General features: G+C 73.9%; 12 protein-coding genes and 1 riboswitch. Of the genes, 1 reads left to right on the top strand and 11 read right to left on the bottom strand.

Annotation, left to right across the window (positions count from 1 at the left end; all coding sequences use genetic code 11):
- Positions 1–11: 11 nt before the first annotated feature.
- The 11 genes from ACFRMN_RS12970 to ACFRMN_RS12920 all read right to left on the bottom strand — a co-directional run bounded on the left by ACFRMN_RS12970 (position 12) and on the right by ACFRMN_RS12920 (position 13,408).
- Complete coding sequence (locus tag ACFRMN_RS12970; protein ID WP_383017695.1) at positions 12–1,829, bottom strand: ABC transporter ATP-binding protein; 1,818 nt, start codon at positions 1,827–1,829, stop codon at positions 12–14.
- A complete protein-coding gene (locus ACFRMN_RS12965; protein ID WP_383017692.1) occupies positions 1,826–3,568 on the bottom strand; it encodes an ABC transporter ATP-binding protein/permease in 1,743 nt (580 codons plus the stop codon). The genes ACFRMN_RS12970 and ACFRMN_RS12965 overlap by 4 nt, the downstream gene beginning before the upstream one ends.
- Positions 3,565–5,079 (bottom strand): nitroreductase, encoded by a 1,515-nt coding sequence (locus ACFRMN_RS12960; RefSeq protein WP_383017689.1) that lies wholly within the window; start codon positions 5,077–5,079, stop codon positions 3,565–3,567. Before ACFRMN_RS12960 ends, ACFRMN_RS12965 begins: the two co-directional genes overlap by 4 nt.
- A gap of 13 nt (positions 5,080–5,092) precedes the next feature.
- Positions 5,093–6,460 carry a YcaO-like family protein gene (locus tag ACFRMN_RS12955; RefSeq protein WP_383017686.1) on the bottom strand — a complete coding sequence of 456 codons (1,368 nt, stop codon included), beginning with the start codon at positions 6,458–6,460 and terminating at the stop codon, positions 5,093–5,095.
- 50 nt (positions 6,461–6,510) lie between these two features.
- On the bottom strand, positions 6,511–8,202 hold the full coding sequence (locus ACFRMN_RS12950) for a CocE/NonD family hydrolase (RefSeq protein ID WP_383017683.1): 1,692 nt from the start codon (positions 8,200–8,202) through the stop codon (positions 6,511–6,513).
- On the bottom strand, positions 8,199–9,074 hold the full coding sequence (locus tag ACFRMN_RS12945) for a hypothetical protein (protein ID WP_383017680.1): 876 nt from the start codon (positions 9,072–9,074) through the stop codon (positions 8,199–8,201). Before ACFRMN_RS12945 ends, ACFRMN_RS12950 begins: the two co-directional genes overlap by 4 nt.
- Before the next feature lie 118 nt (positions 9,075–9,192).
- Complete coding sequence (gene amiA / locus ACFRMN_RS12940) at positions 9,193–9,327, bottom strand: streptamidine family RiPP (RefSeq protein WP_257136712.1); 135 nt, start codon at positions 9,325–9,327, stop codon at positions 9,193–9,195.
- Between the two features lie 64 nt (positions 9,328–9,391).
- Positions 9,392–10,228: an ABC transporter ATP-binding protein gene (locus tag ACFRMN_RS12935; RefSeq protein WP_383017677.1), complete on the bottom strand. Its 837-nt coding sequence runs from the start codon at positions 10,226–10,228 to the stop codon at positions 9,392–9,394.
- 68 nt (positions 10,229–10,296) lie between these two features.
- Positions 10,297–11,352 carry a FecCD family ABC transporter permease gene (locus tag ACFRMN_RS12930; protein ID WP_383017674.1) on the bottom strand — a complete coding sequence of 352 codons (1,056 nt, stop codon included), beginning with the start codon at positions 11,350–11,352 and terminating at the stop codon, positions 10,297–10,299.
- Entirely contained in the window at positions 11,349–12,425 is a 1,077-nt protein-coding gene (locus tag ACFRMN_RS12925; RefSeq protein ID WP_383017671.1) for a FecCD family ABC transporter permease, read from the bottom strand. Before ACFRMN_RS12925 ends, ACFRMN_RS12930 begins: the two co-directional genes overlap by 4 nt.
- Positions 12,422–13,408 (bottom strand): ABC transporter substrate-binding protein, encoded by a 987-nt coding sequence (locus ACFRMN_RS12920; RefSeq protein ID WP_383017668.1) that lies wholly within the window; start codon positions 13,406–13,408, stop codon positions 12,422–12,424. The genes ACFRMN_RS12925 and ACFRMN_RS12920 overlap by 4 nt, the downstream gene beginning before the upstream one ends.
- Positions 13,409–13,593: 185 nt before the next feature.
- Here ACFRMN_RS12920 and ACFRMN_RS12915 point away from each other — a divergent pair, with 185 nt between their 5' ends.
- Positions 13,594–14,847, top strand: a complete 1,254-nt coding sequence (locus ACFRMN_RS12915) for a hypothetical protein (protein WP_383017664.1) — start codon at positions 13,594–13,596, stop codon at positions 14,845–14,847.
- A gap of 185 nt (positions 14,848–15,032) precedes the next feature.
- A riboswitch (cobalamin riboswitch) is annotated at positions 15,033–15,256 on the top strand.
- Position 15,257 lies beyond the last annotated feature (1 nt).

Genomic DNA, 15,257 nt, shown 5'->3' with positions numbered 1-15,257 from the left:
CGACCGGAGACCTACGTCGCAGGTACCACTCGGCGAGAGAACAAGCGCGCGAACGCACCGTCGGCCAGCGTCAGTTCGTCCCATGTTCCCTCCTCGACGATCCGCCCTTCCTCAAGCACCGCGATGCGATCGGCCCTGCGGACGGTGGCGGGGCGGTGCGCTATCACCAGGGTCGTACGGTCGGCGGAGACCCGGGCCAGGGCCCCGGCGAGTTCCGCGTCGCCCCGGTGGTCGAGATGTGCCGTGGTCTCGTCGAGGACCAGAACCCGGGGGTCGCTCAGCAGCGCTCTGGCCAGGGCCACCCGGGCCCGCTGTCCGCCCGAAAGGGTGGCGCCCCGTTCGCCGACCGCCGTGCCGAGCCCTTCGGGGAGGGCGTCGACGATGGAATCGATACCGCAGACGCGGATCACGGTACGCAGCTGCTCCGGGGTGGCGTCGGGGGCTCCGAGCAGCAGATTCTCGGCGAGCGTGCCGTGGAAGAGCGGAGCCTCCTGTCCGACGACGGCGATCGCTGCACGCATGTCCCGCTCGGGCAGATCCCTCAGGTCGGCGGGTTCGGCATCAGCCTCCGGCATAGCCTCCGGCACCAATTCGACACACCCCTCCTGCGGGTCCCAGTAGCGCGCCAGAAGGTGAGCGCAGGTCGTCTTGCCCGCACCTGACGCTCCGACGAGGGCCACGGTCGCCCCGGGCGGGACCGTCAGGTCCAGGCCGTCCAGTACGGCCTCGGCGCCGTACCCGAACCGTACGCCGCGCAGCCGTATCCCGAGCGGGCCGGCCGGCACCGGGCGGGCGGTCGCCGGTTCCGGGGCGCCGGCCGGTGCCTGGAGTGCCGCACGGACCCGAACGGCCGCGGCGCGCAGGCTGCCCGCCTGGCCCAGCGAGGCCGTGGAATCGGCGACCGGTGCCAGGGCGCCCAGGGCCAGGGCCATCGCGGCCGGGGCCCAGGCTCCGCCGAGCCGGCCTTCGGCGACCACGTGCGCCGTCGCGGCGACCACCCCGATCAGCGCGCCGACGACCAGCAGATCGCGGATGGCCGTCGCGCCGGCTTCCCAGGACTGCTCGGCCCGCTGTTCCCGGGCCAGCCGGCGACCGTAGGACCGCAGGCGGGCCCGCCTGCGGTTCAGCGCCCCGGCCATCAGCAGTTCGCGCAGGCCGTCGACGGTCTCGACCGTCTCCGCGGAGAGTTCCGCCAGCGCGGCCCGGGTGCGGGCCCCTCGTACGGCACGTCCGCGTCCGTCCAGGACGGGCGCCCAAACGAGCAGCAGGGCGACCGGCAGTACGACGGCGAGCAGCCAGGGTTCGAGGGTGCCGAGCACCACCGCCGCCGAGCCGAAGACCACTCCGGAGGCGAGGAGTTGGGCGATGGCGTGGGCGTAGAAGAACTCCAGCGCCTCCACGTCCCCGAGTGCGGTCGCGGCGAGGTCGCCGCTGCGGCGCCCCGCGATCCGGGCGGGCGCGCTGCGGGCGAGCCCGTCGAAGACCCGTACCCGCAGTTCGGCGAGGATCCGGTAGGCGAGGTCGTGCGAGAGGTCCATCTCCCGCCAGGTGGACACTCCTCTGACCAGGACGAGCACGATGAGTGCGGTGACCGTGGCGGCGGACGGGGGGCGGTGGTCGATCACCGCTGTGCCCACGGTGTACGCACCGAGGGTGACCAGAGCGACCAGCGCCGTCTGGTCGGTCAGGGAGGCCAGGCAGGTGCGCACCACCATGGCGCGGTGCGCGCCGAGGACGGGCAGCAGGGAGCGCAGGGCACCCGACCGCTGGTCCTCGTGCCCGGCCGGGAGTTCGCGGGGTTCGTCCGGTCGCTGCTGGGTCGGCTTCATGCGGCCTGTTCCTCCGGGGTGGCGCTGTTGCCCGCGGCGACGAGCGAGGCGTACACGCCACCGCCCGCCAGCAGGCTCGGGTGATCGCCGACCGCCTCGACACGGCCGGCGTCGAGGACCACGATGTGGTCGGCGTGGCGTACGGCGTCGAGCCGGTGTGCGACAACGAGGCAGGTGCGCCCGTGGCTCGCGGCCAGCAGTTCCCTCACGATCCGGGCCTCGCCGCGTTCGTCCACCGCGCTGGTCGCCTCGTCCAGGACCAGGACCGGTGCGTCGGCGAGCAACGCCCGGGCGAGCGCCAGCCGTTGCCGCTGCCCGCCGGAGAGCGTGGCACCGCGTTCGCCGACGAGAGTCGCGTACCCGTCCGGCAGGCGGGCGATCTCGTCGTGGATGCCCGCCGTGCGTGCCGCTTCGCGCAGTTCGGCGTCCGTCGCGGTGGGCCGGGCCAGGCGCAGGTTGTCCGCGACCGTGCTGTGGAACAGGTAGGTGTCCTGTGACACCACCGCGATGCCCCGGCGGAGTGAGTCGAGCGCGTACGCGGTGGTGTCCGTCCCGCCGACGGTGATCCGGCCGCTGTCGGGGTCGCGGTGACGCAGCAGCAGGCTCAGGAGAGTCGACTTACCGGCTCCGGAAGGCCCCACGATGGCCGTGGTGCGTCCGGCGGCGGCGGTGAAGGTGACCGCGCTCAGGGCGGGCAGATCCGCCCCGGGGTGGGTGAAGCACACATCGTGGAAGGTGACTTCCGGGGCCTTGTGCCGGCTCGTGGCGGCCGTGCCACGGTCGGCCACCCCGCCCTCCGCGGTGCGCAGCGCGGCGATGCCGTCGGCCGCGGAGACCCCGAGATAGCCGGCGTGCCATTCCCGGGAGAGGTCACGGACCGGGCGGAAACACTCCGATGCCAGCATCAGCAGGAGATACGTTCCGACGTCGGTGGTACGCCCGGTGGTGGCGGAGGCGCACGCGACCAGGACCGCCGCCGCGGTTCCGCCCTGGACCGCCAGATCGGTGAGACCGGTGTCGACCAGCGAGACGCGCAGCTTGGCCACGGTGGCGCGGTGCAGCGCGGCCGAACGCCGCTCCAGCCGTTCCCGGGTGCGGCCGACGGCTCCGGTGGCACGCAGCGTCGCCATGCCCTGCAACGCTTCCAGGTAGTCGGCCGCGAGGGCTTCGTAGCTGTCCCAGTGTTCCTTGCCGCGGCGCGCCAGGAGCCGGTCCCACCCGCGCGGCCCGAACAGCGCGAGCAGCAGGGCGGGCCCGAGGGCCAGAACGGCGTGCGGCTCAACCCGGGCGACGGCGGCGAGCAGCGGAAGCGGCACGGTGCAGGTGATGAGCAACTGCGGAAGGTAGCGCGACACATAGGCGTCCACGCCCTCCACGCCGTCGACGACGGTCGCCCGGACCGCTCCCGCCCGGGCGCCGGTGAGCGCGGTCGGCCCCAGCTGTCCGAGGCGTCTCAGCAGGTCGTCGCGGAGCCGGACCCGGACAGTGGCTCCCGCCTTCACCGCTGTCAGTCGTTGTGTCCTGCCCAGCGCGGCGCGCGCCAGAACGACGGCGAACACCGCCCCGAGCAGTGCGGGGAGTCCGCTCAGGTCGCCCCGGGCGATCCGGGAGAGCACGACCGCGAGCAGTACGGCCTGCGCGAGGTGGGTGACCGTGACCGCGGCGAGCAGGGCGGTCGCGCCCGCCAGCGGCCGGGCCGCGCCGCGCGCGGCGCGCAGGAGTTCCGGGTGGAGCATCATGGGCGTTCTTCCTCGCGGGACGGAGAGGTCGGGGCGGGCGGGCCGCCGAGGGCGAGACCGTGCACGATCCAGTCGCGGTCGGGTGCCTCGCCGAGTGCGGCGCCGAGGTCGGCCTGCTGCCAGGAGCCGATGGGCCGTGCCGGAAGCCCCTCCGCCGCGGCGTGGGCGTGAGCCATTCCGGCGGCGTATCCGGCGGCGAGATGGTCGAGTCTGACCCGGGCGGCGGGGGCGTCGAAGGGGCAGCCGTGGGCCAGCAGTACGGCGCCCGCTTCGGCGATCCAGTGCTGTCCGGCCGCCCAGTGGGCGAGGGTGGGCCGTGCCTCCCCGGTGGCCAGGACGCGCAGGGGCGGCGCGGATCCGGCAGCAGGCGGCGTCCGGAGCCCGGTATGCGTTCCGGCCGTCGGGGTGGCGTCCGGTCCGCTACGGGTGCCGGGCAACGTACGGGAGGGGTGCGGGGCGGCGAGGGTGAGCAGCGCGGGCGTGGGGCCGCCGGTGGCCGCGCTCCATGGCGGTCCGCCCGGCCACGCGGCGACGGCCGTGGTGAGGATCCGGGCCAGCAGGTCTTCGGGGGGCGGCCGCGTGAGATCCGCCGGGTCGGCGCTCCGGCGCTCCGGCAGCACGCTGTCCGTGACGGGCGCGGGGCGTCGCGCGGTCTGCCAGGTGGCCTCGGTCTGTTCGCCGGCGGCAAGGATCTCCAGCAGGTGCCGTGTTTCGGCGAGCGCGCCGGGCGGTACGACGTCCGCGCCGGAGCTGGGGGCGGGGGCGCCGGCGAGCGGGAGCGAGGTCCAGACGGACAGGGGGTCGTCCGAGCGGCCGGTCTCCGGGGTTGTGAAACGGACGGCGGCGAGTGGCTGTTCCGGTTCGGTCCCGGGCCAGTGGGTCGTCCAGTCGCCCGCGCTCGGAAGTCCGGCCGCGGCGGAGAGGGTGGCACCGTCCGCGTCCAGGCAGACCTCCGGATCGGTTCCGTCCGCTGCCAGTACCAGTGCGGCCGCGGCGTGGCCGGCGTCCAGAAGGAGCAGGGGCCAGGCCCGGTGGCCGTAGTGGGTGACCGTGTTCCCGGCGGTGACCGTGAGTACGGCGATCGCTCCCCGCGGCACGTGGGCCGGGGCCGGGCCGCGGCGGTGTACCCGGTGGGTGTGCGGAGCGTAGACGTACCGTCCGGGCGGCAGCGAACAGCCCGCGCCGAGCAGCAGGTGGACCCGGACAGGGTGCAGAGCGCCCGCCGAGGGTACGGGGCGCCGTCGGCCCGTCGTGCCGCCCGGCACCGCGAGCGACAGCCGCAGCAGGCGGTCCAGGTCCACCGGTTCGCCGCCCGGGGACGCCTGTCGGGGGCCGCCGTACTGCCCGGGGCTTCGCGGCCCACCCGGCTGCCCGACGGGGAACGATTCACCGGCCCAGGGGAAGGGCCGACGCGGTGCGAGGGCGGCACGGGCGGGAACGCGGGCGGACCTGGCGTGGGCGAGGGCATGCCTCAGTGCCTGTCCGGCGGCGGATACGGGAGCGTGAGTCATGGACGGGGTGCCTTCACATGTGTGGTGGCGGAGCGAGCGTGAAGTCCGCGGGCCCGGTCGGTGGCTGGGCCCGCCAGCCTCGGCCGAGCGCGGCCTCGGCGAAGCGGGGGCAGCCGAAGTAGCCGAAGGCGGCGGGGGCGTTGGGGATCAGGCCGGAGACCAGGACGCGGGCCACGCGCAGCGAGGTCTCGGCGATGTCCTCGGTGGTCAGGTCGAAGGTGATCACGCGGTGTCCCCCGGCGGCGAGGGCGGCGTCCAGCGCCTCCCGGCTGCCGTGGGCGGCCTCGGTGACGGGGACGGTACCGAGGGCGGGTTCGGTGAAGCGGCGGGCCAGGGGGGCCATCCGGTCGTCCAGCCAGACCTGCACATGGGCGCCGAGGTCGCGTACGGCGGCGAAGCGCGTTCCGCAGTCGTCGAGATAGCGCCGGTCGGCCCGGTGGTCGAGGTAGAGGCCGCGGGCGAGCATTCCGGCCTCCACGGCCTGGAACACCCAGCCGTCGGCGTCCACCACGCCCTGGGTGAACACCCAGGTGTGCACGGCCTCCAGGACCGCCTTGCGGGCCGCTGCGGCCGGGTCGTAGCGGCAGGCGAATCCGGCCGCGTGGATGCCTCTCCGGGGATCATGGACCAGGGCCGCCATGCAAGGCGCGAACTCGGAGGGCATCTCCACGATGTGGACGTCCAGGTCCGCGCCCGCCAGGTCCGCGGTGAGACCGGGCACGGTCGCCGGGTCGATGCCACGGGTGGGGCCGTCGAGATGCCACCACAGCTCCAGGGCGTCGCGCTCCACGACTTCGAGGAGGCCACGCTCGACGGCGTCGTCGTATCCCTGCCCGGTGGCTATCCCCGCGTAGTTGAGGTGATGGGTACGCGGGAGCGAACGCAGCTCGCCCTGGCGCCAGTTGAGGTGGGTCAGCGCTACGGGCGCCCAGCACTCCCGCCCGTTCTCGGTACCCGGCGTCCACAGCGCCGGTGTTCCGGGCCCGAGCACGGCGTACGGGAACCTCTGGCGTCCGTACTGCCAGGAGGCGTACGAGGGCAGCTCCCCCGGCCCGTACAGCCGCAGCCCCTCGGCGGCCAGTTGGGCGGCGGTGGCCCGGCGGGGCGCGTTCGGGTGGCCCGGCGGCGGGAGGCGGTTGCCGCAGTAGCGCTCCACGGCCTCGGCGACGGCGGCGATCCAGGCACCGTCGGGGTCGCCGAACGTGGTGCCGAGCGAGACCCGGTCGGCCGGCCAGGCGCCGAGCCGGCGGGCGTCCGCGACATTGGCGGTCATGGCGATGTAGCGGGGCGGTGCGCCGTCCGGGTGCTCGACGGGTTCCACATCACGGATCAGCCCGCAGACGGGGTCGACAAGGGCTTCGATCGGCAGAACGCTCTTCATCGGCGGAACGGTGCTCAATGGCTGGACGGTGTTCAACGGCTGGACGCTGCTCAACGGCATATCTCCGGTACGGGCTCGACGTAGCGACGTCGGGCGGTGACGGGCAGGACGAGGGCGCTGCCCCCGGTCAGTACGGTCCTGCGGGACGGTGTGAGCCGGGTGGCCGTCACCGGGTTCTCGCCGGTGTGCGGGTTGCGCGCGTGGGCGGGGAAGTGGTGTCCGGCGATCTCGACCCGGAGTCTGGTTCCGGCGTCGAGCCGGCGGCCCAGGGTGCCGAGCGGCACGGTGATGCCCACGGCGTCGCCCGGCGGATCGGTGCGCCGGACGATGCCGAAGGCCAGCGGTTCCGCGCGGCCGGACGGGTCGAGAGCGGTGACCCGGACCGCCCAGTCGGCGCACGGCCCGTCGGTGACGCCTCTGATTCTGGCCTCGGCATGCCCGGCCAGATCGAGCGGGCGGGCCAGCGGCCGCGAGAGCAGCACACAGCGGTCGGCGCCATCGCCGCCCGCCGGGACCACGAGATCGTCGGAGCGCACGGGTTGGGCCGGGTCGGCCGTGAAATCCGCGCCGTGCAGCAGCCGCAGGCCCGTGGGGGTACCGAAGGCCCAGACGGTGGGCCGGGTGGATGCCGCACCCCTGATGCCGCTCGGCGCCGTCCCCTCGCCCCGCGCGCACTGTGCTGTCCGGGACGGAGGCGGGGATGGAGGCGTGGTGCGGTCCGTCCCCGGCCGGCCGGTGCCCGTGAGCACCTGCCGCCGGACCGCGTCCGCCGTTTCGGGGCATGGCCCGTCGTCCGGTCCTGGTGCGCGGTACCACCGGCCGCTGCCGCCGAGCGCGATGACGCCGCGCCGGGTGTGCTCAAGCCGGCCCGCGAGGGCCGCCTTCGACCACCGTACGTACAGCGTGCCGAGGTTGATCCGGCCGTGTGCGGCCGGTTCCTCCCCCGCGGTGAGACGGTGGCCCCACGGTCCGAGCAGCAGTCGGGACGGGCCGCCCCAGCCTCGCCACAGCGCCACCGTGTCCTCGGCGAACGGGTCGCGGGTGCCGCCGACCGCGAGGAGGGGCATCCGGGCGGCCGCCCCGTGCAGGACCAGCCTTCCGCGCCGGCAGTCGTCCCATACCCGGGTCCATGAGGGGAGTTCACGGTCCAGCCGGTTCCCCAGTCCGCTCACCGGGAGGTGTTCCAGCAGCCGGGGGTCCCTGGCCAAGGCTGTTTCCAGCGCGTCCGGGTCGGAGTCGGGCCGGTCGCCGTGCGCCGTCCACCATCCGGCCCGGGCCCGGAGCCGCTCGGGACCGGTGGCCTCGCGGGCCGTCTCGGCGAGGCTGAGGGCGGGCACGGCGGCGATCACGGCATCCGGCGTACCGTCGCCGCCATCACCGCCGTCACCGGTCACGGCGGTGACGAGCGCGCAGTAGGCGGCATACGAGGCTCCGGCCGCGACCACCCGGCCGTTGCTCCAGACGTGGCCGCGCACCCAGGACATGGTCGCCGCGCCGTCCTCCTCCTCGTGGCTGCGGTACGGATGCCACTTCCCTTCCGAGCCGTGCCGGCCCCGTACGTCCTGGGCGACGGCGGCGAAGCCGTGTGCCGCCCAGCCGCGCAGCTCGGCGCGGTGGGCGGTACGGCCGTAGGGGGTCCTGATCACTACGGTGGGGTGAGGCCCGGATGATCGCGGCAGGCACACATCGGTGGCCAGCCGGACGCCGTCCGGCGCGGTGACGTACAGGGTCCGGATGGTCATGGCCGACTGCCCGCCGGCCCGGCGGGGGCGGGCATCGGAGCGACCCGAGGAACGGGCAGGACAGGGTGCTCGGTGACCGTCAGGTCCCTCAGGTCCACGCGCCGCAGTCTGCGGCGTGCGGGCGGTGCGGAGGCCCGGTGCCGCTCTCCGGCCGCCCAGGCGACGAGGTCGGCGGTGAGCAGTGAGGCGATGAGCGCGGCGGACGCCTCGGTGGGGTGCGGGCCGGTGTCGGGGGTGCGACGGCCGGCCCAGTAGGCGGCGAGTTCGCGGTGGGCGGGGGTCGCGGCGAGCCTGCGCAGGCGTACGTGGGCGGAGGTGACGTCCCCGGGGGACGAGGCGACCGGTTCGATCCATGTGTGAGCGCCCTCGCGGTGGCAGCGCAGCCAGCCGACACGTAGTCCGGGCAGCCGGTCGGCCTCGTCCCACAGCCCTTCCGGAACGGGCGAGTCGAGGCACCAGACCACCGCGGTCGGGACGTCGGGCGCCGGGCCCTGGACGAGTTCGGTCACCTTCTTCGGTTCCGTCGCGCGGACATCGGCGCCCTCGGCGGCGGCGAAGCGTGCGAGCGGCGCGGTGAGGCAGGTGTCGCCCAGGAGGAGCACCGTGTGTCCGCGCAGTGGACGTGGCCGGGGGCCCGCGGCTTCCGGCACGGCGTAGCCGGCCTCCTCGAACGCCGTGACGAGCGGGGCGAGTTCGTCGTTCGCCTCCGTACCTTTCCCTCCCTCTCCCGTGACCAGCCGCTTCGTCAGCGCCTCGCCGTCGGCGTGGCCGGTGTCGATGCGCAGGAATGCGCCGTCCGCGGTGCGGAGCGCCAGTCCGGCACCGGGGACGTTGACGATCCCGGTGCCGGGAGCGAGTCGGCTGGGGGGCACGGAAACCTCCGGAGTAATGGTCACTGTCAGGGCCACGAACGGGACGGGCCCGCCCGGATCACAGCCGGGCGGGCCCGTCACGCGGTCTACGAACCTGCTGCTGTCAGCAGCGGTCGCTCTACTTCTCCGCCGCGGTGTCGGCCTCGACGGCGTCGTCGAAAGGGTTCTCGACGAGGGCGTTCGAGTGGGTCGCGGAGAGGTGGGCGAGCTGCCCCTGGTCGGCGATCGGGCTGAACACCTTGTTGTGCTCCATGAGTTGATGCCTCCTTGTGCTTCGGTTGACAGTTACGGCTGTTGTGCTCGCCGCACCACAGACACTAATGAATATGATTTTCATTCCGCAATGGCTTGCGAGAGTCGAAAGGGTGATCTGGGTAACAGACCGGCCAGCCGCCCTCCGCATCCAGGTCCACCCGGCCCTGGACACCCAGCACTTCGGCCAGCAGTCCGGGCGTGACCACCTCGTGCGGGCTTCCGTCGGCGGCCACCCGGCCATCGCGCAACGCCACGATCCGCTCCGCGAAGCGGGCCGCGTGGTTGAGGTCATGAAGCACCATCACCACCGTCAGCCCGCGCTCCTCGCGCAGCCGCACCACCGTTTGGAGCACTTCCAGCTGGTGCCGCAGGTCCAGATAGGTGGTCGGCTCGTCGAGGAAGAGCACCCGGGTGTCCTGGGCCAACGCCATGGCCAGCCGCACGCGTTGGCGCTCGCCCCCGGACAGCGCGTCCACCGGACGGTCCGCCCAAGCGGTGACACCGACATCCGCGAGCGCCCGGGCACTCACCTCGTCGTCCCCCTCCCGGAGCATCCCGAGCGGCCCCCGGGCGGCGTACCGCCCCTGCCGCACCAGCTGGCGTACGGTCAATCCCGGTACGGCCGGGGCGGATTGATGCAGCAGCGCGACGCGGCGCGCGGCGGCCCTTCTGGTCAGCCCGGCCGCCTCGTCCCCCTCCAGCAGTACGCGGCCCCCGCTCGGGGCGAGCAGCCCGGCGGCGAGCCTCAGGAAGGTGCTCTTGCCGCAGCCGTTCAGCCCGATCAGGGCCACCAGTTCCCCGGCCCCGATACGCAGGTCGACGCCGCGCAGGACTTCGCGCCCCGGATACCCGAAGTAAAGGCCCTCCGCCCGGACGGCACCGCGATCTCCAGTGATCATGTCGCCTTCTCTCCCACCCTCTCTCCCACCCGCGCGGCGCGCCCCTTGTGGGGAATCGCGCCGGCTGTTCATCGCTCATCCGTACGTCGGCGGGCCACGATCAGCAGCAGCCCCGCCCCGGCACATGTGGTCAGCGCGCCCACCGGGACCGTGAGCCGGTCCGTGTCGAGCGCCTGGGCCAGGACCCGGGACAGCGCCTGCGCGGCGGCGTCGGCTCCGCACACCACGACCGCCCCGAGCAGCCCCGCGCCGGGGAGCGCGACGCGCAGATCGGCGCCGAAGAGCGCCAGCGCCAGATGCGGCACCAGCAGCCCGACGAAACCGAGCGCGCCCACCGCGGAGACGGCACCGGCCGTCAGCGCCACCGCGCACACCAGGGCCGCTGCCCGGCCCCGGCCGGTGTCGAGCCCGACCGCCGCGGCCTGTTCGTCGCCGCAGCGCAGCAGCGTCAGCGGCCCGGCGAGCAGCCAGGCCACCCCGGCCCACACCAGGGCCCAGGGCCACAGCGGGTGCCAGTGCTGCCAGACCCGCCCCTCCGTGGAACCGATCAGCCACTGGACGACACTGCCCAGCTCCCCGGGCGCCACCAGCAGCACCATGGCGGTGCATCCGGCGAGCACCGCCGACACGAGTACGCCGTACACCGCGGTCTGCTCCGGATCGCCCTTCTCCCGCCCGGTGAGCAGCCAGAGCAGTCCCGCTCCGGCGAAGCCGCCGAGACACGCCGCCACGACCACCGCCGCCGGGGACTCCCAGCCGGCGAGGCCGAGCCCCGTGGCGGTCACGGCGCCGAGCACCGCGCCCGGGGTGACGCCGGTGACCTCGGGCCCGGCCAGCGGATTGCGCAGCGCCGACTGGATCACGAGCCCGGCCAGTCCGAGACTCGCGCCCGCGACCAGTGCCACCAGCAGCCGGGGCATTCTGAGCTGGAGCACGATGTGCCGGGCCATGGGGTCACCGCCGCCGAGCAGGACGTCCCGGACATCGGCGACGGAGACGGCACGCCCGGCGACCAGATCGGCGCAGCCGACCACGGCGACGAGCAGCGCGAGGGCCGCGATCCTGGCGGGCCCGCTCCGTACCGCGCGGTGGACCGGCTCCGCGACGGCCCGTGGCACACTCATCGTTCCGCCTTCCGCAGGAGGGCGGGCGGGGCGTCCCGTACCGGATCGTCCTCCGCCTCGTACCGCACGACCGGTTGGGCGCGGACCCCGGTCCGGGGACGTCGCCGCCCCAGCTTCAGCAGGGCCACCCCGACGGGCACCCCGACCAGCGCGGTCCACGCGCCCACCGGCGTCTCTACGGGAGCCAGGGCCAGTCGCGCCGGCTGGTCGGCGCAGAGCACCACGACGGCACCGCACGCCGCGGACCAGACGAGCCAGAGCGCCGCGCCACCGTCCGGCCGAAGCCGTCTGGCCAGATGGGGCGCGAGGAAGCCGACCCAGGCCACCGGTCCGCAGACCGCCACGACCGGAGCGATCAGGACGACGGCGATGGCCAGCGCGGCCACCCTGGCACGTCCGACCCGTACGCCCAGTGCGCGGGCGTCGTCATCCCCCAGCCGCAGCACCCCGAGCACCGGCACACACAGCACGAGCGCCGGTACCGCCACGACGAGCCACGGCCAGAGCCCCGTGACGTCGTCCCAGGTCCGGGCGGACAGACCGCCCAGCAGATAGCGGTAGATGAGCTGGAGATCGAGCTGGTCGGCCAGCACCATGAGTACCAACAGCCCGGCCTGGAGCGCCGCCGCGACGGCGGCTCCGGTCAGCAGCACCGCCGAGGGACCGCGTCCGAATCCCGCGGCGAGCAGGGTCAGCACCCCGCCGAGCGCCGCCCCGCCCAGAGCCAGGAACGGCTGCGCGGCGAGCGGCACGGACAGGGCGAGCACCAGCGGAGCCGCCACACCGAGCGCGGCGCCCGAGGAGACGCCAAGCATCTCCGGTACGGCGAGCGGGTTGCGCAACGCCTCCTGGAGCACAAGCCCCGCGGCGCCCAGACAGGCCCCGGCGACCACCGCCAGCACCAGTCGTGGCAGCCGCAGTTGGCCGACGATGACGCTCTCCAGGCCGTCTCCTCCCAGCGCTCGCGCGATCCGGGTCGGTGCCACGTACGGCGTTCCCAGGCACAGGGCACACACAGCGCTCGCCAGGGCCGCCGTCAGCAGACAGACGAGCGCGACCGGCCGGCGTGTCACCGGAGGGCGGCCGTCGCCTCGTCAAGGACCAGGCCCAGGGAGCGGGTTCCGCGCCCCTTGGCCCACGCCTCCGAGTCGACCTCGATGACCTTGCCGTTCCTGACAGCGGGAATCCGTGACCAGAGGGGGTTCTTGGCGAGCTTGTCGGACAGCTTGCCGTCGGGAGCGCCGAACGAGAGAGTCTCGACGAACAGCACGTCGACGTCCCGGGCAAGGATCTCCTCCAGGCTGTACGTACCGTCCACTCCGCGGCTCTTCCACGGATAGTGGGCGAGCTTCGGGAAAAGCCCGGCCGCGACATCGGTCTGAGGGGTCGCGACGCCGAAGTTCTCGTCGCTGCCGAAGATGATCAGAGCGGTCTTGTCGCTCTTGTGTTTCTCCGCCTCGGCCAGGCGGGTACGGAACGTCCGCTCCGCCTGCTCTCCCTGCTCGGTGCGCCCGGTCAGCGCGGCCAGGTTCCGCAGATAGCCGACGCTGTCCTGCCAGGAGCCGGGCTGGACCGGCCAGAAGGCGGTGGCGCCCTTCAGCGCGGGCGCGAGCTTGCCGTGGGTGTCCTCCAGACCGATCACCAGGTCCGGCTTGTACGAGAGGATCGCCTCGGCCTCGGGGCTCAGGAAGCCGCCCGGCACGACCGGTATCTTCGCCGCCTTCTCCTTGCCCAGGAACTTCGGATGCGCCGGCAACCGGGAGTTGGTGGCGGCCGGCGTCATGCCCAGCTCCACGAGGATGTCGTCGCAGAGGGCCACCAGGCAGACGACCTTCTTCGGGGGCTTCGCCAGGGAGACGGTGATGCCCTTGGCGTCAGTGATCTTCGTCGCTGCCTCGATGGGCCGCACTTCGACGCTCGTGCGCGAGTTGTCATCTTTCTCGGCGTTGCCCGCTGAGTCGTCGCCGCCTGTGACTCCGGGACCGCAGCCGGCCAGCAGACCTCCCAGTACGGCGGTCGCGATCCATCGGCGGGCTCTCAGCACTGTGCGTGGCATGGGGTTGGTTCCTCAGTTCCGTCGTCCCGGGGCATGGCAGACGTCTCGGCGGGGCCCGGTGTTGCCCGTTACGAACCAAGACTCCGTCATGATAATCATTACCAATAACCGCATCCATCACTCCCCCGGGTCGCCGCCCCCACACGAGGCGCCCCACACCAGCCGCCCCGACATCGGAGTTCGCCGTGACCCTGTCCCCTCGCCTGCTGGTCGCCGACCAAGTAGCGGGCCGAATAACCCTGTTGGACCTTCCCGACGGCACGGAACGAACGGTGATGAGCGGCCGGCACCTCGCCGAGCACGCCGGGTTCCTCGCACTGAGCGGCGACCGGACCGCGTTCGTCGACGACCGGGCCGGCGAGTTGCTTGTCCTCGATCCCTACGGTCCCGACGCGGGACGACCCCTGGTGGAGACCGCGGTGCCGGTCGCCACGCCGGCCGAACACCTGTCGGCCGACCCGACCGGGCGACACCTCGCCGTCACCACTGGCCTCGGGCGCAACGGCGAGGCGTGGACCGACCTGCTGACGGCCGTCGACCTCGGCGCGCCCGGCCGCGCCGGCGCCGTGCGCGTACGCACGCGGGTGGGCGAGCCGGGAGTCACCGTCGTGGGCGGCCGGGAGCCGCTGGTCGTCCTGCGCCACCGCGAACCGGGTGAGCTGACGGTCCACCGGCACAGCGACCTGATGGCCGCCGCTCCCGCCTGCCCGCCCGCCGAAGCCGTTCAGCGCCTCCCTCTCCCGGACGACGACGGGCACGGGGACGCCCTGGACCCGCTCACCGGACGGCTGTTCGCCGCGGCGGGCTCAGGTGTGCACCGCGCCCGACGGAACGGCGACAGGCTCGTCGCCGAGCCGCCACTGCCCTGGCAGGCCGACGGCAGGACCGGCGGACGAGGTTTCTACCTGCGGCTCGATCCTGTCCGGCGGATCCTGTGGTCCTGTGTACGAGGCGGGCCCGCCGATCCCGAGCAGTGGCCGGACTGGACCAACGACGCCTGGTGGCACCACCTCGACACCGGCGGCACCGGCCGGCTGGACCTGGGCCCCGGCCTCGTCTTCCGATTGGCGGTGACCGCCCGCCATATCGCGTACGCCCGCGTCCACCCCGACGGCGACGAACTCGTCCTCCTCGCCGCGCCGACCGGCCCCGGCGGGCGTCCGTACGTCACGGCACGGCTCCCTCTGCCGGCGATGACCGGGGCCCCTCGTCGCGGCGGTACACCGTGGGACGGCGTCCAGCGCCGGGCGATCGCGGGCTCGCCGGGAGGCACACTGGTCGCCGTCTCCCGGGGCGGGCACGGCGAGATCCACCTCTTCGACGCGGAGCGAGCGGTCCAACTGGTCACACTCACCGTCCCGACACCGCTCGACGACGGGGGCCACCTCGCCCTCCTCGTCCCCGGCGACGGAGCCCACGCCGACACGGTCGGCCGCTGAACCACTCCGCACCACCACGGAGCGGGCCCATTCAATTCTGAGGGGCGCGTGAGCTTCCACCGGGAGACGTGACGTCTTCCTCGTGCCCGCCGGGCGCGCCCCGCCGTGCCGCGACGCCTCCGCGCGCGGAGGCCCGTATCGCGCTCCGGGGCCGGGCAGGGATGCGCGCTCCCCCCTCCTCCCTCTAGGGTGGCCCTGCAACTGGTTCGCCCTGTCCGCCAGGCGGGGCGTCGCAAGAGGGAACCCGGTGGAAATCCGGGACTGCCCCGCAGCGGTGAGTGGGAACGACCGCCGTCATACGCACTGGACCCGGACGGGTCTGGGAAGCGACGGCCAGTAGGTGTCTCGTGACAGTACGTACGAGGCGGGCCCGTGAGTCCGAAGACCTGCCCGTTGCCCGCACGCGACCG

This window comes from Streptomyces sp. NPDC056835 (genome assembly GCF_042789485.1).
GTDB lineage: Bacteria > Actinomycetota > Actinomycetes > Streptomycetales > Streptomycetaceae > Streptomyces.
Note: the sequence above shows the minus strand (reverse complement) of the source record. Positions and strands in the feature narration are given on the sequence as shown.

Coding starts and splice junctions, on each gene's coding strand:
- ACFRMN_RS12970 (WP_383017695.1), bottom strand. CDS start 1,829: ATGAAGCCGACCCAGCAGCGACCGGACGAACCCCGCGAACTCCCGGCC.
- ACFRMN_RS12965 (WP_383017692.1), bottom strand. CDS start 3,568: ATGATGCTCCACCCGGAACTCCTGCGCGCCGCGCGCGGCGCGGCCCGG.
- ACFRMN_RS12960 (WP_383017689.1), bottom strand. CDS start 5,079: ATGACTCACGCTCCCGTATCCGCCGCCGGACAGGCACTGAGGCATGCC.
- ACFRMN_RS12955 (WP_383017686.1), bottom strand. CDS start 6,460: ATGAAGAGCGTTCTGCCGATCGAAGCCCTTGTCGACCCCGTCTGCGGG.
- ACFRMN_RS12950 (WP_383017683.1), bottom strand. CDS start 8,202: ATGACCATCCGGACCCTGTACGTCACCGCGCCGGACGGCGTCCGGCTG.
- amiA (WP_257136712.1), bottom strand. CDS start 9,327: ATGGAGCACAACAAGGTGTTCAGCCCGATCGCCGACCAGGGGCAGCTC.
- ACFRMN_RS12935 (WP_383017677.1), bottom strand. CDS start 10,228: ATGATCACTGGAGATCGCGGTGCCGTCCGGGCGGAGGGCCTTTACTTC.
- ACFRMN_RS12930 (WP_383017674.1), bottom strand. CDS start 11,352: ATGAGTGTGCCACGGGCCGTCGCGGAGCCGGTCCACCGCGCGGTACGG.
- ACFRMN_RS12920 (WP_383017668.1), bottom strand. CDS start 13,408: ATGCCACGCACAGTGCTGAGAGCCCGCCGATGGATCGCGACCGCCGTA.